Source organism: Streptomyces sp. NPDC006510, from assembly GCF_040611955.1.
Taxonomy (GTDB): domain Bacteria; phylum Actinomycetota; class Actinomycetes; order Streptomycetales; family Streptomycetaceae; genus Streptomyces.
The window spans coordinates 1-20284 of sequence record NZ_JBEXPH010000023.1; the positions used below are offsets into that span (position 1 = coordinate 1).

Annotated in this window: 15 protein-coding genes and 4 pseudogenes; 8 read left to right on the top strand and 11 right to left on the bottom strand. The window is 67.7% G+C overall.

From position 1 onward, the window contains the following. The 4 genes and pseudogenes from ABZY11_RS10445 to ABZY11_RS10460 all read left to right on the top strand — a co-directional run. Window positions 1–96, top strand: a pseudogene (locus ABZY11_RS10445) (IS630 family transposase); the annotation flags it as partial. Window positions 97–514: 418 nt separating this feature from the next. Beyond that, window positions 515–889: a hypothetical protein gene (locus ABZY11_RS10450; protein WP_356478749.1), complete on the top strand. Its 375-nt coding sequence runs from the start codon at window positions 515–517 to the stop codon at window positions 887–889. 342 nt (window positions 890–1231) lie between these two features. Further along, window positions 1232–2071 (top strand): hypothetical protein, encoded by an 840-nt coding sequence (locus tag ABZY11_RS10455; RefSeq protein WP_356478750.1) that lies wholly within the window; start codon window positions 1232–1234, stop codon window positions 2069–2071. Between the two features lie 237 nt (window positions 2072–2308). Next, on the top strand, window positions 2309–2695 hold the full coding sequence (locus tag ABZY11_RS10460) for a hypothetical protein (RefSeq protein WP_356478751.1): 387 nt from the start codon (window positions 2309–2311) through the stop codon (window positions 2693–2695). Window positions 2696–2734: 39 nt separating this feature from the next. On the opposite strand, the gene ABZY11_RS10465 is transcribed toward ABZY11_RS10460, so the two are convergent. Together ABZY11_RS10465 and ABZY11_RS10470 are read right to left on the bottom strand one after the other, a co-directional pair. Continuing rightward, on the bottom strand, window positions 2735–3271 hold the full coding sequence (locus ABZY11_RS10465) for a hypothetical protein (RefSeq protein ID WP_356478752.1): 537 nt from the start codon (window positions 3269–3271) through the stop codon (window positions 2735–2737). Window positions 3272–4072: 801 nt separating this feature from the next. Then, window positions 4073–4723 (bottom strand): hypothetical protein, encoded by a 651-nt coding sequence (locus tag ABZY11_RS10470; RefSeq protein WP_356478753.1) that lies wholly within the window; start codon window positions 4721–4723, stop codon window positions 4073–4075. A 1312-nt stretch (window positions 4724–6035) separates the two neighbouring features. Here ABZY11_RS10470 and ABZY11_RS10475 point away from each other — a divergent pair. Beyond that, window positions 6036–6626, top strand: coding sequence for an isochorismatase family protein (locus ABZY11_RS10475; RefSeq protein ID WP_356478754.1), 591 nt, complete (start codon window positions 6036–6038; stop codon window positions 6624–6626). Between the two features lie 263 nt (window positions 6627–6889). Here ABZY11_RS10475 and ABZY11_RS10480 read toward each other — a convergent pair. The 4 genes and pseudogenes from ABZY11_RS10480 to ABZY11_RS10495 all read right to left on the bottom strand — a co-directional run. Continuing rightward, window positions 6890–7093: pseudogene (locus ABZY11_RS10480) on the bottom strand (IS110 family transposase); the annotation flags it as partial. A gap of 857 nt (window positions 7094–7950) precedes the next feature. Next, window positions 7951–8469: an NUDIX domain-containing protein gene (locus tag ABZY11_RS10485; protein WP_356478755.1), complete on the bottom strand. Its 519-nt coding sequence runs from the start codon at window positions 8467–8469 to the stop codon at window positions 7951–7953. A 21-nt stretch (window positions 8470–8490) separates the two neighbouring features. After that, window positions 8491–9265 (bottom strand): annotated as a pseudogene (locus ABZY11_RS10490) (IS256 family transposase); the annotation flags it as partial. A 41-nt stretch (window positions 9266–9306) separates the two neighbouring features. Next, a pseudogene (locus tag ABZY11_RS10495) lies at window positions 9307–9399 on the bottom strand (IS5/IS1182 family transposase); the annotation flags it as partial. A gap of 276 nt (window positions 9400–9675) precedes the next feature. On the opposite strand from ABZY11_RS10495, the gene ABZY11_RS10500 reads away from it, so the two are divergent. Both ABZY11_RS10500 and ABZY11_RS10505 read left to right on the top strand, forming a co-directional pair. Next, complete coding sequence (locus ABZY11_RS10500) at window positions 9676–11151, top strand: amidohydrolase family protein (RefSeq protein ID WP_356478756.1); 1476 nt, start codon at window positions 9676–9678, stop codon at window positions 11149–11151. Between the two features lie 166 nt (window positions 11152–11317). After that, window positions 11318–11542 (top strand): hypothetical protein, encoded by a 225-nt coding sequence (locus ABZY11_RS10505; protein WP_356478757.1) that lies wholly within the window; start codon window positions 11318–11320, stop codon window positions 11540–11542. Window positions 11543–11749: 207 nt separating this feature from the next. On the opposite strand, the gene ABZY11_RS10510 is transcribed toward ABZY11_RS10505, so the two are convergent. The 4 genes from ABZY11_RS10510 to ABZY11_RS10525 all read right to left on the bottom strand — a co-directional run bounded on the left by ABZY11_RS10510 (window position 11750) and on the right by ABZY11_RS10525 (window position 16558). Then, window positions 11750–13078: a BNR-4 repeat-containing protein gene (locus ABZY11_RS10510; protein ID WP_356478758.1), complete on the bottom strand. Its 1329-nt coding sequence runs from the start codon at window positions 13076–13078 to the stop codon at window positions 11750–11752. Window positions 13079–13305: 227 nt separating this feature from the next. After that, window positions 13306–14607, bottom strand: coding sequence for an extracellular solute-binding protein (locus tag ABZY11_RS10515; protein ID WP_356478759.1), 1302 nt, complete (start codon window positions 14605–14607; stop codon window positions 13306–13308). A gap of 104 nt (window positions 14608–14711) precedes the next feature. Beyond that, window positions 14712–15632: a carbohydrate ABC transporter permease gene (locus tag ABZY11_RS10520; protein ID WP_356478760.1), complete on the bottom strand. Its 921-nt coding sequence runs from the start codon at window positions 15630–15632 to the stop codon at window positions 14712–14714. After that, window positions 15632–16558, bottom strand: coding sequence for a sugar ABC transporter permease (locus ABZY11_RS10525; protein WP_356478761.1), 927 nt, complete (start codon window positions 16556–16558; stop codon window positions 15632–15634). The genes ABZY11_RS10520 and ABZY11_RS10525 overlap by 1 nt, the downstream gene beginning before the upstream one ends. Before the next feature lie 438 nt (window positions 16559–16996). Between ABZY11_RS10525 and ABZY11_RS10530 the strand changes: the two genes are divergently transcribed. Further along, entirely contained in the window at window positions 16997–19297 is a 2301-nt protein-coding gene (locus ABZY11_RS10530) for an FAD-dependent oxidoreductase (RefSeq protein WP_356478762.1), read from the top strand. Between the two features lie 63 nt (window positions 19298–19360). Here ABZY11_RS10530 and ABZY11_RS10535 read toward each other — a convergent pair whose 3' ends face one another. Then, a complete protein-coding gene (locus tag ABZY11_RS10535; RefSeq protein WP_356478763.1) occupies window positions 19361–20149 on the bottom strand; it encodes an IclR family transcriptional regulator in 789 nt (262 codons plus the stop codon). Window positions 20150–20284 lie beyond the last annotated feature (135 nt).

Sequence of the window (20284 nt, forward strand, 5' to 3'; positions counted from 1 at the left end):
CGCAACCGGCTCAAACGCCTGCAGTACCGGCCCGACACCCTCGACGGCTTCATAGCCGGCACCGGCCTGGCCGTCGACACCCCAACGTCACCCTAGCCAGCCGAAGTCAGTAACCCGGCAGCGCCAGCCAAGAACGCCGGGCAGGATCCCGGCGGCCACTCCGACTTCGATGTCCATGCCGAGGCGGGTGCTGGGGCAGCCACGACGAGCCCTTGGCAGAGGCCAAGCAGTCGGCTCGCGCACGCCTGAGGCGTACCGTTACGCGGTCCGATAAAGCTCCACGGTTGCCCTCAAGCCATCTGCGGGGCCGCGGTCACAGGCATTCAGTCAGATGTCGAGCGAGGCAACTTCGGTGACGACTCCGCCGTATCCCCAGTCACATTCAGCCGAGGTGCCAGAGAGGTCACAGAGCTTTCCAGGACAGAGTCGAGTGACGTGACCGGAGAGTTCTGCTGTTGTCCCGGACAGTTCCGAGGAAGGGCCGGGGTCGCACTGGCAGTGGTTCGTCCCGGGCATGTTCGTTCTGCTGGGACTGTCGGCAACCGCGGGCGCCGGTGCCTTCCTGCTCAACGAGATGGCCCGAGCTGGTTGTCGGCGACGGCTCAATGGAGCTGTGGAACACCCTGGTGGAGGTGTCCCGCCGCCCGCCACCGCGAGGCTGGGTCCACAAAGCTCGGAATTTCGCGAACGCCCTGCCGAAGCCTGCACAGCTCGGTGCGGCGAAAGGGATGCAGGAGATCTGCAACGCCGAGGACCCCGCGCGCATGCCGAGAAGTCGAGCGAAGCGTTCGAGAAGACCTACGCCGCGATGTTCCCCAAGGCAGTCGCAAAATTCAACGAGGACCGGGACGAGTTGCTGGCGTTCCACGACTTCCCAGCCGAGAACTGATTCGCCTGCGGACCACGGACCGATCGAGTCGACCTTCTCCACGGTCAAGCTCCGCACCAGAGTCACGCGCGGCGCCGGGAGCCCGGTCGTAACCCTCGCGATGGTGTTCAAGCTCGTCGAGTGCGCCCAGGCCCGCTGACGCGCGGTTTCCGGAGCCCGCCTCGTCGCCCTGGTCCGCGCGGGCGCCAAGTTTGAGAACGACGTCCTGGTCGAGCGGGCAAAGGCCGCCGCTGCCTGATCACGCGTCACTCGACTTCGTGACGATTGTTCCTACGGACGCGCAGCCTGCGACGGGGTTTGGATTCTGCAGGGATGTCAGTGGTATGGGCTTGACCCACGGCCATGGAAACCAGTGCATTCGTCGAAACGGTCTGGCGCGGAATCAAGGGGAATCCCGCTGATCGGGACCAATTCATCATCATGGAGGCCCCGCAGGGTACGGACCTGCATGGACTTGTCGCAGAATTCGGTCCGTGGGCGGGACGACACCGGAACCTGGCAGCGGGCGGATTCGCCGATCCGTCGCTGACCGAACGCACCGGCCTGCCGCTGGTCGAGCCCTTCGGGGTGGGGGAACTGTTGGAGATGCGAGGCTGGGGCTACCGGAACCGCTGGATCGGGTGCGGCCTGGTGGCCTCCCCGCACGGGCCCCGTGTGGTCGTCGTGATCGCCCACCGCGAGGACCCCGCGTTTACATGCTTCCCGGAGGGCGCGTCCTGGGCCGAGAAGCTGCGCATCGTCACAGGCTGGGAACCGATACCCGGGCCGAGCGTCGACTGGCCCACCATCGAGGCCGACGTCGGCACACGGCTGCCCAGCGACTACAAGGAGATCGTCGATCTGTTCGGCGCGGGCAGCTTTGACGAGTACTTCGAACTTGCCGTGCCCGGCGGTCCCGGCGCCGGCCGCAACCCGTGGAAAGGGTACGGCCCCGACCTGGCAACCGGCGGACTCCTGCCTTGGGGCTGGTCGGAATACGAGCTCGGACTCATGTGGTCGACGGGCGCGACCGATCCTGACGAGTGGACCGTGGTTACGCAGTCGGAGGGCGACGACGAGCAGCAATTCGATTGCGGAGCTGGCGAGTTCATCCTGCGCATGCTCACAGATGTGCAGTTGGGATACCCCATGAGCCATGCCTCCGGGCATTTCTTCGTGAGCTGTGGCCCGCCGGACTTCTGAGAGCGATCGCCGAGTCGGGTGTGGGTCCGGCTCCCGTGGCCCACGCCCCTGCCCATGCAGGGGCCCGCTGAACGTGCCCAATGCGGGTACGGGAGCCGCTGCGATGCAGCGGCTGTCTCCTCGCGAGGCGAACCACAGGTGCTGACTATTGCTCGCCCGCCGCCGTACGAGAAGCAGGTGTTCCGACCTGGTTCGTCTACAACAATCCCGAGGTCAAGGCGATGATTCGGGACGCAAATGCAGGATCAGACGCATCACGGGACAGAGGAAGCCGCTCTCCCCAGCGAGAGCGGGCCACGCCCGCCGGCCTGCATACCGACCTCGCTCTCGCGCGAGGAGATCCAGGACCTGAAACGGGAGCGTGAGGGGTTGAAGCAGCGCGTACAGCTCGCGCTGGGCGCGGAAATCGACAACGTGGCGCAGACCGGTTTCGTCGGTCGAATCCAGGATCTGGAGCACCGGAATCAGGCCCTGGTCACAGAGCTCGTCGAGGCGCGCGCGTCGTACGGTGAAGGCGAGGTACGCGTAACGCACACCCCTGGGGCGGAAGGGCTGGACGGGTTGGTGGCGGCCCCGAACTGCTGGATCGTCCATGGTGCTCCTCCAGCAGTGGCTGGGGGCTGATCCCGCCAGCCGCGAGAGCTCGCGCAAGGATGCGGCACGTCAGCCTGTGCCCGCATCGGACAGAGCTTTGGTGATCAGGCGAGTGGCGAAGTCGCGATCGTCGGTGAGGTGGTTGATGTGCTCTGCGAGCAGGAAGGCCGTGGCTTCCAGGGGAGTCATCTCGTCCTGAGTCCACTGTCCGTACTGCTGGCGCCACAGGCTGGGGCTCAGGCCGGTGCCCGCGGCGACGAGCAGGCCGGCCATGGTGGGGATGGCCTCAGGGCGGACGCTCTTGGGCATCATGCGCATCGTGGCCACGAGGCTGGGTACGATGTACTCGATGACGTCCTTGTCGTGATCCTCATAAGCCATCCGCAACCACTTCATGAACATGAAGATGAGCGTGCAGGCACCGTCCACCAGGTCATTGGCTCCCGTGGGGCCCAGGGACGCGACGAATTGTTCGGTCAGCTCCCGTTGTTCGGGATCCGTGGAAGTCTTGCCGTCGTAGATGCTCTTGAGGCGAGAGTCGATCATCATGAGCGCTGCTCCCACATCACCGGCGGGAGCGTGTTGGGGGTCGCAGGGCGATGGCACAGGGTTCCTCCTCCATTGACCGCGATGGGTAGCGCGGCGTGTACGTACAGTAGACCGCTGATGAGGTGGGGTCTGACGAATCCCGATGAAGTGCAGGCAGTATGCGTCTCAACCCCCGGCCACACGCAGTCCCTCTGGAGGGTGAATTTGATCCCGCCACAAGAAGAGGCCCTCTTCGAGATTTGACCAGTAACCCACAGTCACGGACCATAGAAGTCCAGCCAAAATCTGAGTGCGGGCAGTACTCGCCAAGCCGAGTCGGGCTGAGGTCAAAGATGTTGGCTACGGACCGGGCGGCGGCCCCGCTTCGCTGCTGCCCGCGCCGGTCCTTGGTGGCGATCGACGCGCCGCATCGTTTTCGCCACACGGGTGCGATCCCAATCGAACGCCAGCGGGAGAACGTGGTCATTTGAGGATGAGACAAAAGCGTCGCGGGCCCTGCGGGATGTAGCGGTCGGCGGTGACGAGCCTGCGGAGCAAGTCCATAGGGCTTGTGGAAGGCGGCGTTGACAGTGGCTGTGCCCCTGAGCCAGCCGGTGAAGGCGGCCGGCGCGGTGAGGACTCGAGGTTTCGACACCACCGGCAAGTGACGTCGGTTTTCGACATGGGCCACCGATCACCCGGTCCGGCTGCGGATCATCCTCTCCGAGCATGGACACGTGGACGTCACCCGGATGTTGACCCGGCGGATCCTGGCGCAGTTCGTCGGGAATATCCCGCACCACCGGAACCGGAGGCAGTTGGCCTCCCTGGAGTTGATGGTCACTGATGTGGCAGCGGGCCCCGGCAGTCCGGATCAGATCAGGCGAACGGGCTGCCGCCCGCTTCGACATGCTCCAGCAGGGCCGAAATGCGCACCGGATCATCCTCGTCCGCGGAGTCCACGTAGGACGGTGGCAGGCGTGCGGTCAGGTCCTTCAGTCCTCGGCTGCGCTGGCCGTCGTAGTTCGGCCCCCCGAACGTCGAGTCGTTGTGTACGAACTCGGCGTCGATGGCCCCTGCGACGAGGATGTGTTCGGACACATAGGCGAGGCCGGCACGGATCGTGCCGGCGACGCCGAGTATGCCGTCCGGGTACTCGCCGACCGCGAGCGGGGCCTCCACGTTGCCCGCCAGCAGGTTCCCGTCGCTGTACACGGTCCGGGCACGGATCGTGCCGGCCACGACGACGTATCCCGTCTCGTCGGCGCTGACCGTGTTCGCATGGAGGTCACCCAGGATGATCACGGCTTCGTGGTCGTGCATGTCGACGGCTCCGTCGACGTGGAGATCCCCGAGCACGACACGTCGGAAATCCACCACCCCTGTGGGCTTGACCTCGGCAGCGCGAGTCGGCTCGGCCGCCGCGAAACCTTCGAAGCCGAGGAGCACTTGAGCGAGGGCGTATGCCACATCAGCGTCGCACGGGGCGGCGAACAGTGTCGAGAAACTCTCGCCGTCCCACTCCCGCACCCGGGCATGGACTGCGGAGAGATCAGGTCGGCCTCGTCCTGGATGACGCGGTCGGCCCGTAGCTCGGCTTCGATCGTGGTCACGTGCGCAAGCAGTTCATTCGGATTCACAGCGGTGATCGATCCTCTCCGTATTCAAGAACGGTGATGAACCCTGTACACAAGGCCCGGTGCCACATCCGGCGGCGGGCGCGACAGCCGCCTTGGATCCGCCGACTGCCCGGCCCACCTTCGGATGGCACCCGTGCGCCGCGCACCCGCGCATACGGGCGGCCGGACACACCCACACCGTAGCCACCTCCACTGACAGTGCTGTGGTAAGCGAGGTCCCGGATCCGGCGGTGCGTCGCGATTTCACGACGTTGTACCCCTGGCCGGCGGGGAGGCGAGGGCAGAGCCGGAGTCGAAGCCTGCGGTCTCGGTGTACGGGGATGCGTTGCCCCACCGGTCGTGTCGGAGAGAGGCGTACGGGCACGTACTGCACGATCACATCGGCCGTGCCGAGCCGGGCGCTGTCAGCTGTGCGTGCTGGCGCGCCGTCCGTGGTCACGAGTCACTGATGCCTGTGGGCGGACCAAGCGAAGGCGAACCGCCCCTTTCCTGCGCGAGCAGGCCGAGAGGTTCTCGCGGAATCGGGCGGCACCTGTGAAGCCCGACGGACCACGTGGGCCCTCAGTCGCAAGCGGCATCGAGGTGACCTGCTGCACGGTCGAGCGCCTGATGTGTCACCGCCACCCGCCCCAACCAGGCCTGGGTAGCGGACATGACGTATGCGAGGGAGGAAATGGCCGGGGGCGTATGTGTCGTTCGTCCTGGGCGTTTTCTGCCGGTGATCGGCGGATGGCGAGTCGCGAACCACATGCTGACCGAAATCCCGCTGGATGCAATATAGATGGCGTTGTGGTGGCGGCGGATCAAGGAGGACTCCGGGCTGATTCATCTTCATCACGACGCCCGCTGGTCGCAATTCGTATCCATTCGCTCTATCGACCGAAAGTCGGCGCCCTCGTTTCGGTCGGTTCCATTCCGGACAGCTACGACAACACGATGGCGGTCGCGCTGAACAGCACGTTTTTTGGCCGAACTGCCCCTGTCCCGCCCGCCAGCGGATCGGCGTTATGAGGATCACGATGCGACCACGAACGCGGCGCGCTCGATACCCGGAAACTGCCCAAGGAGGGAGCGCAGCACCTCGTTGCTCTGCGCGCCGCCCCGGTCGGGTGAAAGACCGACAGGTGGCGCGCCCATTCTCCGGTGGAAGAGTGAACATCAGCGATCATCTGGAGAGGCCAACTTGAGAGAAGGACTTTCCCATGCGTCGTGCACTGATCATCGTCGATGTGCAGAAGGACTTCTGTGAGGGCGGCAGCGTTCCGGTGAAGGGTGGTGCGGACCGGGCCGCCGCCATCGCCGACTTGGTTCTTCGAGCCGAGGAGGAGTGCGACTTCGTCGTCGCCACCCGTGACCACCACATCGACCCGGGTGCCCACTTCTCCGAGAACCCCGACTTCCAGGAGTCGTTCCCCGTGCATTGCGTCGTCGGCAGTGAGGGAGGCGAGTTCCACCCAGCCCTTGCGCCCGCCATCGACTCCGGGCGCGTCGACGAGGTCTTCTTCAAAGGCGCACACTCCGCCTCGAAAAGCGGTTTCGAGGGCTCGGCTCAGGACGGCACGACCCTGTCCGCCTGGCTGAAGGCCCGCGACATCACCGACCTCGACGTTGTCGGCATCGCGACCGATCACTGCGTGAAGGCCACCGCGCTGGACGGAGTACGCGCGGGCTTCGCGGTGCGGGTACTGCTCGACTACACCGCCGGGGTTGCCGCCGACACCACGCGCACCGCGCTTGACGAGCTGCGCCGGGCCGGTGTCGCACTGAGCGGCGAACCTGTCGTCGTCGCTTGAACAGGCCCCGTCCCATCATGTGCTGTCCGGTGGATGCCGAGTGCCTATGCATGTAGGTCCGGTCGGCTGCGGATGAGTTGGCGATCTTCCGCTTCCATCCCGACGATGAGATCGACTTCGGCTTCGACGCCGGCATCGACATGGGGGAGAGGGACAGGGGCAGGGACAGGAGGTGCTGATGGGGCCGGAGGGCGGCTATGGCCATCCGGTATTCGGCTTCGATGCCGAGGCTGATCGAGTCGTCCTCCTCGCTGAGCCGCTGGTCAGGTGAGTGAGGCCACTGGCTGGGGTCCGTAGAAAGTGCCGTCACGGAGCATGGCGAAGAGGACGCCGGCCCGCCGCCGGGCGAGGCAGAACAGAGTCTGGGCAATCTTCTTGTCGTAGTGGGCCCTTGAAGCCGGGTCGCCAAATACTGAGGATTCGGATAGGAGGAAGGCCCGTTTGGGTTGCATGTTTCCCCTCCGGGAAAGGCTGTTTGCCGCGGGTCTACGAGCCCGATCTCCGGTCGCTGGGGCGATTGCGGCGTAGGCGGCGAGGTGGCTTCTCTCAGAACTTTTGCCGGGTGGATCCTGATTCACCCCGACGCACTTCCAGATGGCTCCTTTCGCTTTTGAGGGGATCAGGAGCACATTCCGTGAGCGCGCTGGTCACGGAGACATGGGTTCGTCGTCGTCCCACTTCTATCCGATTCCGGAGAACTGCTCAAGCAGGGCAGACAGCGAAGCCGCCTGATGGACGGCGGACGACCGTTCCTGAGCGGATATGTCCATCAGGGCCAGAGGTGGAGGTTTCTACCGGAAGTCGTACGTGAGCATTTCACGGCTTCAGTCCCCACCGATGACGAGGCTCCCGGGAAACGTGGCTGGAATTCTCCGGCCTCATTGACATCGATGAGGTCAGCAGCGTCGTTGATCGTCAGAAAAACGTCTGCAAGGGGAACGAAGCGACTCATGCTCCTCTTCGTGTCCAGGAAATCCCGGTAGTCCTGCGGGAAACGGACTCCGAAGTGACGTTGGGCCTGCGTGATCTCATCGTTGTTCGAGCTCATGAGGGCGTTCTGTCAATGTCGGCTCATGCCGGATGGCGGGGGCTGCCCCGAGCCGCAGTGAGCAGGACTCGTTTCCGGAGGAGGGGAGGGCAGCCAGCCCGAGCATCTGTCCGTCGTCCAGGAGGACCTCCACGTCGGGGGAAGTGCTGGAAGCAAACGGCGATGCCCTCGTTGCGTGCCGTGGTCGCATCATGCATCCGCCCAGGTCGCAGGGCATCGGCCCATAACGTGCGACCTCGGTGGTCGGCAACGACAGTCGTATGAGTGATCTGGTGGTCAGAGGTCGTGGATGTCGGGGCGGGAGATGGCAGCTTCGGCGAACAGCCGGTGGTAGAAGGGGCCGAGGCCGTCGGGGATGGCCAGGGAATGGAACGCTTCCTCCGCCGGCAGAAGACGGCGGTGAGCCATCTCGAATCGTGGGTCCCACGGAGCCAGACGCACCTCTGCTCGCCACATCGACCGGACCAGCACCAGCCCTTCCTCCGGGCCTCGCACGCAGACGCCGCGGCTGAACCCGAGGAGTCGGCAGTCCATCACCTCGGCGCAGGCTTCCTCACTGACCTCGCGGCGCATCGTGTCGACCCACTGCTCGTGCCGCTCGGGGCGACCGCCGGGCAGGCCCCACCGCTGTCCATCTGGGCTGACCACGACGATCCGATCGCCGGCGACGCACACCGCCTCCGCGCCGTGTGGCGTACCCGGCGGTGGGTCAGAAGGCGGATACCACGCAACGCGGCATTCCTGACCGTTGATGGATGCGGTGAAGTAGGTGCCATTCCCAGCAATGTCGTTCATGGTTCCGTTCCGGAGATCGGTTCAAGCGGCTGTGGGGACGAGGTCCTCGTCGGGGTGTTCGACGAGGTGGCCTCGTTCGAAGCGGGCTCCGGCACGAACCGGGGCGACGAGGTGGTGCGCATTCACGGCCCGCCGGCGGGTCTGGGCGGACTCGACGAGCTTGAACACCATCGCGAGGGCTGCCGCGCGGGACCCGGCGCCTTTGGTGACCTTGGTCCGCAGGCGGACGGTCGCGAAAGTGGACTCGGTGGGGGTTCGTGGTGCGCAGGTGGATCCAGTGCTCGGCGGGGAAGTCGTAGAACGCCAGCAGCGCGTCCTCGTGGTCGGTGGTCTTCTTGACGGTCTTGGGGAACTTCGCACCGTACTGCTGGGCGAACGCCGTGATGGCCTGGGCCGCGTGCTCGTGGTCCTCGGCGTTGCAGATGTCCTGGAGGGCCTTCTTCGCCGCAGGCTGGGCCGACTTCGGAAGGCTGTCCAACACGTTCGCGGTCTTGTGAACCCAGCACCTTTGATGGCGAGTTGAGGGGAACACCTCGTTGACCGCGTTCCAGAGCCCGAGGGCGCCGTCGCCCACCGCGAGGACGGGGGCGCGCATTCCGCGCCGTGCAGCATCGCGCAGCAGGTTCGCCCAGGACTCGGACGATTCGCGGTAGCCGTCGGCCGAAAGGCCGTGCTCGTTGAAGGCGGTGTGGTCGGCCTGCCACTGCGCGGTCAGGCGGGCGACCGTGGCCGGGGACAGGCCCGCCGAGGAGCCTGGGAACTGCTCGAGTGCGGGAACGAAGTCGCTGCAGCTCAGGAGGGGGCTGCCATGTCAGCGAATGTCGGGAAGCGTCCGGCCTTGCGCTCGTAGCGATAGTGCGGACGACGGCGTCCGGGCAGCCATGCCACCGTGCGCTCCATGGTCCAACGATGACGGTCAAGCTGTCGGGAGGGGCGATGCCCGTGTGTTCGGTGCGCCACGCACGTGCCCCTCACCCGCGGACTCACCGGATTCGCACCCCACGAGCCCGTCGGCACCGCGCTCGCACCAGCCGCAGGCTCATCGGCCCCGGTCCTCGCCGCCACCGCGCGCCGAGTTCGTACCGGTGCATGAACAGAGCCGCATGAATTCGTCGGCTTGGACGAACAGCGCTCCCGCCATCCCTCCTAGAGTCGCACCGGAGACCAGCAGATGCTCCAGCGCGTCCTCGATGAGGAGACGAAAGCATGCAGACCCTTTTGCGCGGTGGCCGTGTCATTGATCCGGGAACCGGGCTCGACGCTGTCGCCGACGTCCTCGTATCTGACGGCGTGGTCAGAGCCGTCGGCACCGGACTCGACGCACCGCCGGGATGCACGGTCCTCGACGTCGCGGGCCTGGTTGTCGGCCCGGGATTCGTCGACCTGCACAGCCACGTGCACTCGATCGCGGGGCAACGGCTGCAGGCCACGGACGGCGTGACGACGGCACTCGACCTGGAGTCGGGCCTGATGCCCATCGGGCGGGCGTACGTCGAGGCCGCCGCGGCCGGACGACCGCTGAACTACGGCTTTTCCGCCTCGTGGGCCGGGGCCCGGGCACAGGTACTCGCCGGCATCGAGCCCGACGCACGGGTGACGAGCGGATTCGCGGTGCTGGGAAATCCCGCGTGGCAACGCTCCTCATCCGATCGTGAACTCGCCGAGTGGCTGGCTCTGCTGGAAGGCGAGCTGACCGGCGGAGCGCTCGGTATCGGAGTCCTCCTCGGATACGCGCCCCACAGCGAGCCTGCCGAGTTCCTCGCCGTCGCCCGGCTCGCCGCGAAGGCCGGCGTGCCGACGTATACCCACGTCCGCGAGCTGGTGGAGGTGGATCCCGGCACACCGGCGGACGGCTCCGAGGAGATCGCCATCGCCGCGGCCGAGACCGGTGCCGCGATGCACCACTGCCACGTCAACAGCACTTCGGGCCACCACATCGACCGGGTACTGGGTGCGCTGGACAACTCACGGCGGTCCGGATCTCGCGTGACGGTCGAGGCGTACCCGTACGGGGCGGGGAGCACCGCGATCGGAGCCGCCTTCCTCGACGCTGAACGGCTACGGATGAAGGGCCTGTCCGCGTCGAGCGTCGTGATGCTCGAATCGGGGGAGCGCATCGCCGACGACGGTCGGCTGCGCCAACTGCGCGAGAGCGACCCCGGGGCGCCCTGCATCCTGGAGTTCCTGGACGAGAGCGACCCGCGCGAGCGGGCCATGCTGCACCAGGCGCTCGCCTTCCCGGACGCGATCGTCGCCAGTGACGCGATGCCCGTCTTCTGGCGTGACGGCAGCAGCGACACCGCCCTGTGGCCGCTACCGCCCGGAGGGAGCACGCACCCACGCACGGCGGGGACGTTCGCCAAGACGTTGCGTGTGATGGTGCGGGAGAGCGGCGCCTGGGACTGGCCGGAGGCTTTCCGGCGGTGTGCTCACCTGCCGGCGCGGGTCCTCGACGAGGTCGCACCGGGTGCCCGGGCGAAGGGTCACCTCGGGGTCGGTGCCGACGCCGACATCGTCGTCCTCGACCCCGAGACGATCACCGATGCCGCCACCTACTTCGACCCCACGCGGCCCTCCGTGGGCGTCCAGTACCTGCTCGTCGGTGGTGTACCGGTGGTCAGCGCGGGGGAGTTGCAGGCTGATGCGCTCCCTGGTCAGCCGCTGCGAGGTGAGCCGCGATGAGGGCGGGGCGTGATGCGGTGGGTGCGGGACCTCCTGATGGACGTTGAATCCTCGGTGCGGTGCAAGACGCTGTTGCCCTCAGTGCTGACGCACGCTGCCGGCCGCGGAGACCCAGAGCATCGTGGTCGACGGGTGCATGCCCTTGAGGTGGCGGTTCGCCTTCGACATGACGGTGGGCGTTGTGATGGCGCTGCACGCGGCTGCGGCCGCGGTAACGCTGACGGGGCTGTCGATCCTGGTCACCGCTGACGAGGAGATCGGCCCCTGGCCCCTGCGCGCCCGCGCCATCCGCGGTTACGCCGTCCTCGCCGTCGGGCGAGAATTCGGGCGGGATCGCCGACTGCGGCGTATCCAGCGTCGCCGATGTCACGGCGGGCCGATGGCTCGATGACCGGCCCGCGTGCTGTGGCACGTTCCGAGAACGCCGGGCCCGAGAACGCCGGGCCCGAGAACGCCGGGCCCGAGAACGCCGGGCCCGAGAACGCCGGGCCCGAGAACGCCGGGCCCGAGACCCGGGGCCCGCGCCACTGGTCACCGGTACCGAACGTTCCCCGTCACCCCGTCACCCCACCGCCAGGCGCGCCGACATCACAGGACCTCAACGAAGCCCGTAGTAGAGCGAGTTGTGCGCGGTATCCGGAAGGTACAGCACGTCGTTGCCGTCCGAGTCCCGCCGCACCGCGAGCCGGTCCGCGCTCACGCCAGGCGCGGCTGACTGCGAGGTCCACGTGCCGCCCGACTCGGTCGCGGCGAAGACGCGGTCGGCGCCGGAGCCGGTCACGTAGTAGACCCGCTTGGTGTCCGTCTCGTCCCAAGTGATGCCGAGGGCCGCGGCGGTCTGGCCGTCGGCGTACACGATCTGGCGGGCCCAGCCGGCGCCGCTCGGATACGCGTAGTACACACGGAAGTTGCCGCCGCTGTCGGCGGAGCGGTAGCGGTAGGCGACCTTCGGGATGGAGCCGTCGAGGGTGAGTTTGGCGCTCTGCACCGCCGGGCCCGTGTAGGCGTTGTCGATGCTCCACTCCTCACCTGTGGTGAGCTCCTGGATCACGTCGGACGTGCCGGGCGTCACCGGGGTGGTGAGGGCCGCGCCGGCGCTGTTCGCGAAGGCGCCGGTCGACGGGTCGTAGCGCAGGTAGGAGAGCTGGTGCCGGAATCCGGTCGCCGGGGCCTTGGCCCACTCGTACAGAAGGTGCACGCGCCCGGCGGCGTCCACCGCCAGGTCGTCGGGGTACACGGAGCGGTTCAGCGCGCCGGCGAAGGTGGCGACCACGCTCCAGCGTGCGGCGGCGTTGTCCCAGCGGTACAACTTGCCGGGACGCTGATCGGCGCCGGCGCCGACACGGGCGGCCAGGTACAGATCGCCGTTGGGCGCGGTGGTCACGATCGGATAGGTGATGCCCTCGCCCTGGTCGGGCAGTTCCGCCGCGTGGTCCGTGACGTCCCCGCCGGGGGCTTCGGTGCGGAAGTAGCGCCAGGCGTTGGCGTGCATGGAGGCGAACACGTGCAGGCGGCCGCTGCCGTCGCGCGCGACGGACGGCTGGTTGTGACCGTTGTCGTCGGGGAACTCGGCCTGCTGTCCGCTCTTGTCGAGCAACGGCAGACGGCTCCAGACCCCGTCCGGGTCGCGCCGCGCGATGGCCGGGCGATGCGTGGTGGCCGTCGAGCCGGGCTCGTTGAAGGCGAAGTAGGTGTACTGACCGCGGCCCTTGTACGTGGCGACCGGCGTCCACCAGGCGGCCTGGTTCGACGAGTCCATCGCGTACGGAACCTTCTCGATCACCGTCGCCGCGGCTGCCGTGCGGTCCGTGACGTTGGCCTGGGCGGGCTGGGTGACCGGGGTGGCCTGCACGGCTGGGACGGGCGTGAACAGGGCGGCCAGGGCCGCGGCCGAGGCGGCGTACGCGCGTGCCGTGGGACGTCGCAAGGTGAACTCCTTCGTGGACGTGATGGTGAGGGTGAGGCGGGCGGGAGCGGCCCCGCGCGGCGGTCCACCCCTCCGCTGCGCCGGGAACTTACAGCAGATCCCAGATGATGAATAGAGATTGCACAATGCGGATTCGAGATACGTCTTGGGGAAGGCGTATGCGGCATGACGAAGGGCCCGGTGAAGGGTGTTCGACCTTCACCGGGCCCGGACCGCCACGCGCCGGCTCAGCGCTTGATGAGGTCGGTGACCTCCTCGGCGGCCTTCTTCATCGCGTCCTTCGGCTTCGACTTGCCGACCAGGACGGCCTGGACCTGCTTGGCCACGGCCTCCTCGATCTGGGCGTTCTGCGCGAACTGCCAGAACGGGCTGCCGGTCGCCGTGTCGGTGATCTTCTCGGTCCACTCGGTGGTGAAGGTGTCCTGCGCGACCTTCGGGTCGGCCAGGCCCGCCGTGGTGGACGGCGGCAGGGCGCGGGAGGCGAAGTACTCGGTGGTGGTGGCGCGGTCGGAGGTGGTGTGCAGCGCGAACTGGGTCGCCGCGTCCTGCCCCTTGCCCTTGACGATCGCGATCACACCGCCCCACAGCAGCGCCTGCGGCGTGTCACCGGAGCGCAGCACCGGACGCTTCATCGGCTGCATCGCGTCGGCAAGTGTCTTGTCCTTGGACTGGGCCGCGGTCACGCCCTTGCCGATGATGGCGTCGTCGTAGAAGGCAGCCTTGCCCTGCCCGAACAGGGCGCGCGCGTCGAAGCGGTCCACGTCCGCGGCGATCAGCTTCGCGTCGTGCAGCTTCTTGTACCAGGTGACCGCGTCGACGGAGGCGTCGTCGCCGATGGTCACCTTGTCGCCTTCCATGAGCGTGCAGCCGAAGGTCTGCATCCACGGGAAGATGTCCTTGAGCTGCGCGACCTTGGTGGCCGCGGCGTAGGGCACGACACCGCCGCCGAGCCCCTTCAGCTCCCGCAGCGCGCCCTCGAACTCCTCGACGGTGGTGGGGTGCTTCTTGATGCCGGCCTTCTCCAGGAGCTTGGAGTTGGCGATCACGCCGATCGAGCCGGTGTTCCACGGCAGGCCGTACTGTTTGCCGTCGTACGTGCCGCTGTCCAGCGCCACGTTGGTGTAGCCGCCCTTCAGGGCCACGGAACCGAGGTCGGCGAGCTTGCCCATCTGCGCCACCGCGGCGAGCCAGGCGATGTCGAGGTGCACCGCGCCGGTCGTCTCCCCGCCGCCGAGCTTGAGAGTGAGCTGGCTCAGGTACTCGTTGTACGGGTACGAGACCGCGCGGATCTTGGAGTTCTCGGCCTTCTCCCACGCCGCGATGATCTTCTCGATCGAGGGCTTGGCGGCCTCCTCGTTGAGCGACCAGGAGGTGAAGTCGAAGTCCTTGGACTTCGTGTCGCCTCCGTTGGAGGAGGTGCTGGCGCCGGACGGTGCGCAGGCGCCCAGCATGCCGGCGCCGGCCACACCGAGCGCGCCGATGCCGAACATGCGCAGCGCGCCGCGCCGGCTGATGCCAGAGGTGGTCATGGTGTCTCCATGGGGGAGTGGGCGAAAGGGAAAGGAAGCGCGTGGGGGAGGGTGCGGAAGGGGAAGGAATTGCGTGGGGGAGGGTGCGGACGGATCCCGCGGGCTCAGCTCTTGACCGAGCCGGCGGTCATGCCGCCGACGAGGTAGCGCTGCAGGAACATGAAGGCGACGACGACCGGGACGGACACGATGAGCGAGGCCGCCATCAGCTCGGGCCAGGCGGTCTGGAACTCGCCGATGTAGGTGGAGACGAGGCCGGGCGGCAGGGTCTGCTTCTCCTTGTCGGCCAGCGTCACCGCGAAGATGAAGTCGTTCCAGCCGCGGACGAAGGCGAACAGGCCGGCGGCGATCATTCCGGGCGCGGCCAGCGGCGCCACGATGGAGTGCAGCGTCCGCCACCGGGACGCGCCGTCGATGGACGCCGCCTCCAGCAGGGCGTCCGGGATGGTGTCGAAGATGCCCTTCAGCATCCAGACGCACAGCGGCATCGTGAACGTGGTGAAGGACAGCACCAGGGCGGTGTACGTGTTCAGCAGGCCGAAGCTGGAGAACACGGCGTACAGCGTCACCAGCAGGAGCGCCTGGGGGAACATCTGGGAGGCCAGCACCAGGTGCATCAGCGAGCGCCGCCCGCGGTAGCGGAACTTGGAGAACGAGTAGCCCATGTATGTGGCGACGACCACGCTCAGCACGGCGGTGATCGAGGCCACGATGAGGGAGTTGACCAGGTACTTGATCAGTTGGTCGTTCTCGGCGAGGGCCGTGAAGTTGCTGAAGGTGATGTCGGTGGGTACGAGCTTCGGCGGGAACTGGAAGGTCTGCTCGGGGCTGCTCAGGGCGGTGGCCAGCAGCCAGTAGACCGGCAGCATGCCGAAGGCGCCGATCACCAGGACCGCGGTCCAGGCGGCGATCCGCGAACGCAGCAGGTCCTTGCGGATCCGGTGCCGAGAGGTGCGTCCGGCGGACGTGGTGGACGGCCTCAGCCGGTCGGTGCCGGACAGCGGGGTGGAGGTCGTGGAGGTCATCAGGCGTCGCTCTTCCGCTCGGTGATCCTGAGGTAGACGGCGACCAGGATGAGCAGGAGCAGCATCCACAGACCGCCCAGCGCGGTCGCCCGGCCGATGTCGAAGCCCTTGAAGGCGGTCTGGTACACGGCGGTCGCGAAGGTCTCGGTGGCGCCGGCCGGACCGCCGCCGGTGAGCACGTAGATGGTGTCGAAGTGCTGGAAGTTCCAGATGAACTCCAGGAGCAGCACGATCGAGGCGACACCGCGGACCTGCGGCCAGGTGACGGCGAAGAAGCGCCGGATCGAGCCCGCCCCGTCCATCGAGGCCGCCTCGTGCAGTTCCTTGGGAACGGTCTGCAGACCGGCCAGGAGCATCACCATCATCCAGGGAAAGCTCGCCCAGGTCTTGGTGACGATGACGGCGAGCATGGCGGTACCGGGCTGGCCGAGCCAGGAGATGGACTCCTCGATGGCCCCGGCCTTCATGAGGATGCCGTTCAGCACGCCGTAGTTCGCGTTGAAGATCCACATCCACAGGAAGGAGACCACCACGCCCGGGATCACCCAGGGGAACAGGAACAGGCCGCGCAGGAAGCCGCTGCCCTTCAGGCCTGAGTTCAGCGCGAGCGCGAGCGCGAAGCCGACCACGAAGGGGACGAGGGTCGCACCGACGGTGAAGACCAGCGTCTGCTTGAGGATCGTGAGGAAGTCGCCGTCCAGCCAGTAGGTGAAGTTGTCCAGGCCGACGAATTCCCGGCCCGGCAGCCGCAGATCCTGCTTGAAGAAGCCGGTGAACAGGGCCGACAGCAGCGGGTAGATGATGATCGTCGCGAACAGGGCGAGCCCCGGTGCGGTCAGCAGCAGTGCGAACGCGCCGTTGGAGAGCCGCCCGCCGGTCCGCTCACGGCGTGGAGCGGCCTTCTGGGGAGGTGCGGCCGTACTCATGGGTGTGTCCTCTCAAACGGGGCGGGAGCGGTGATGCAGGGCGTGGCACGGGAGGCCGTGCGTCGGCAGGCGGATTCGACGCGGCCGGGCGTGAGCGGGTGAGCCGCCCCGTCCCCTGCTTCTACCGAGGCCCTGTGTGAATGCCATGCATGCTCCATTGAACGCAAGTTGCAGCATGCGGGATCGTTCTCCATATCTTGCGACGGCGTCAACCCTTTTGGGCACTGAATCGCCGGTTCCGTGCAGGATCGGCGAAGTTGTTGCACCTGCTGCGAACTTGGCCGACAGCCCGCGACGACGGATGTCATCGGCTGCGCCGGAAACGTACAACAAATCCCACTGACTGAACAGTGGTTGCACAATGTGGATGTGATGTACGTTCAAGGCCGCTCCGCTGCGGCGGAGAGTATCCGAGCTTCACACCGAGGAGGCCGCACCGTGCGGGAAGAAGAGGTCCATTACGACATCGCCGTCATCGGCGGCGGCCTGGCGGGGACCTGCGCGGCCATCGCCGCGGCCCGGCTCGGCCGGCGCGTCGCTCTGGTCAACAACCGGCCCGTCCTGGGCGGCAATGCCAGCAGCGAGGTCCGGGTCTGGGTCTGCGGCGCCACCGCCCACGGCGTGCACCGCTGGGCCCGCGAGACCGGGATCATGGGCGAGCTGTACACCGAGAACCAGTACCGCAACCCCGAGGGGAACCCGTACTACTGGGACCAGGTGGTTCTCGATGCCGTCCGGGCCGAACCGGGCATCGACCTGTACCTCAACACCGACGTACGGGAGGTCGACGCGAGCGGCCCGGACGACGCACGCGAGGTACACTCCTGCACCGGCTGGATGATGGGCTCCGAGCGGCATATCACCTTCCACGCACGGCAGTTCCTCGACTGCACCGGCGACGGCCTGCTAGGCCACCTCGCCGGCGCCCGCTACCGAATCGGCCGTGAGGCGCGCTCGGAGTTCGGCGAGCCCTGGGCGCCCGAGGAGGGGGACGAGGCGCTGCTCGGGTCGACGATCCTGTTCCACACCAAGGACACGGGCCGGCCGGTGAAGTTCGTGCCGCCCGCCTACGCCCGCGACCTCACCACCACGCCCATCCTGCGCAACCGCGTGCTGCGCACCGGCGACAACGGCTGCGACTACTGGTGGATCGAGTGGGGCGGCGAGCTCGACACCGTCCACGACAACGAGCGCATCCGCGACGAACTCCAGGCCGTGATCATGGGCATCTGGGACCACATCAAGAACTCCGGCGAGTTCCCGGACGCTGAGAACCTGACGCTGGAGTGGGTCGGCAGCCTCCCCGGCAAGCGCGAGTACCGTCGCTTCCTCGGCGACCACATGCTGACCCAGCAGGACATCCTCGAGCAGCGGCAGTTCGCCGACCGCGTCGCCTTCGGCGGCTGGTCCGTCGACCTCCACCCGGTGCAGGGCATGTACGCCGACGAGCCCGGCGCCCGCCAGCGCTACGCCGACGGCATCTTCCACATCCCGCTGCGCTCCCTGTACTCGGCGAACGTCATGAACCTCCTGTTCGCCGGGCGCAACATCTCCGCCACCCACATCGCCTTCGGCGCCACTCGCGTCATGGCCACCTGCGCCACGCTCGGCGAGGCCGCGGGCACGGCCGCCGCGCTGTGCGCCACCGAGGGCCTCACCCCGCGCGAACTCGCCACCCAACACCCCGAGCTGATGCGCCGCACCCTGCTGCGCCAGGACGCCTCGGTCATCGGCCTGTACGACGACGACCCCGACAACCTGGCGCGCACGGCCCGCGTCAGCGCCTCTTCGCACCTGAGCCGCCTGGCCGCCGAGCCCACACCGACCGCACCCGGCGAGCCGTATCCGCTCACCCGCGACCTCGCGCTGCTGCTGCCGGTGGACCCCGCACTCGACACGGTGGACCTGCTCGTCCACGGCGCCCCGGGCGAACGGCCGGGCGAACTGACCGTGGAACTGTGGAGCACCGGCCGCCCCGAGAACGCGGTCCCCGTCGACCACCTGCTCACCACCACGGTGTCCGTGCCGGCCGGCGGCCCCCACTGGGTCACGGCACGCCTCGACCACCGCCCGGACGCCCCGGAGAACGTCGTCCTGATCGTGCGCGCCTGCCCGGGCGCGGCGCTGGTCCTCGTCCCCGAGCGCACGGACGGCGTCCTCGCACTGCGCAACAGGGTCGAAGGAGACGCGGCCGTCGACCACGACATTCCGGAGGAGGACGGCCAACTGGTCCTGGAATGGCAGGCCCGTGGCCTGCGCCGCCGGACCTTCGGCTTCCGTGCGACCCCGGACACCGCCGCGTTCCTGCCCGAGCGGGCCGTCGGCGGATTCCAGCGCGCCTACGGGGGTCCGCAGATGTGGTCGTCCGAGCTGCTGCCCGACCCGGAGCGAGCCGCCGAGTGGCTGCGCCTCGACTGGGACGAGGAGCAGCAACTCACCGAAACGCGCGTCGTGTTCGACGACGATGTCGACGAGTACCTCAACAACCTGCACCGCCACCGCACCCCGTTCGAGGTCATGCCGGAACTGGTTCGCGACTACCGCATCCAGAGCCGTGAGGCCGACGGCACCTGGCGCACGCTGCTGACGGTGACGGGCAACCGCCGCCGCCACCGCGTGCACGAGCTGAAAGGTGCGGACGGCGGGCCCGTGCGCACCGACGGGCTGCGGCTCGTGGTGGACGCGACGCACGGGGCGCGGCACGTGCACGTGATCGCGTTCAAGGTGCACGGCGCATAGCCACACGGCGAAGGGGCCCGGTGAAGGTCGAACGACCTTCACCGGGCCCCTTCGCTACGTGATTCAGAGGACGCCGAGTGCTTGGCTGATGGCGTCGGCGGCTTCGATGACCTCGCGGGTGAGGGCGAGGCGCTGCCCTTCGGCTTCGGTGTGGCTGCCGAGGAGGGAGGCGGGTCCCCACAGTGAGATGGCGGCGACGACGTCACCCGAGGCGTCGCGGACGGGCGCGGCGAGGGAAGCGCGGCCCAGGGCACGTTCTTCGGCTTCGATGGCGTAGCCGGTGCGGCGGACCGTGTCGATCTCGGTGTCGAGGAGGTCGTGGCTGGTGGTCGTGTAGTCGGTGTGTGCTGTGAGCGGTTCGGGAAGCAGCTTGCGGCGCTCTTTGGGCGTGAGGCCGGTGAGGAGGCATTTGCCGATGCTGGTGGCGTGCAGCGGAGCGGTGTGTCCGGCCTGCGTGTAGGACTTGGGGGCGCGGGTTCCCTCGAAATTGCACAGGAACATCAGCTCGGTGTCGCGGCGGATGGCGACGTTGGCTCCGAGTCCGGTACGCGTGGCGAGGTCCTGGAGGACCATGCGGGCGGCGCGGTGGACGGGATGGCGATTGGTGGCGGTGGCGGCGAGCGGGAGGATGCCGAGGCTGAGGCGGTAGAGGTTGCTGACGGGGTCGCGTTCGACCATGTCGAGGCGCTCAAGGGTGGACAGCAGGCGGGAGGTGGTGGAGGAGCCCAGTCCGGTGAGTTCGGCGACGTCGGAGACGCGTAGTTCGGCGCGGCCGGAGTCGAGTGCGCGCAGCACCGAGACCGCTCGTTCGACGCTCTGGTTCGTCCCGACGTCGGTCGCCCGAGTAGCCATGACCCTCCTCATTTTGCAAACCGCTTGCACAATCTGCATCAGCATATCGCGTCGACCTGAGGGCTGTTCCTGAAATCCGCCAGCTCGCAGCCGGAAGGGATACGGGCCATTCACCGTGTTGTGCGGGGCGCCCAT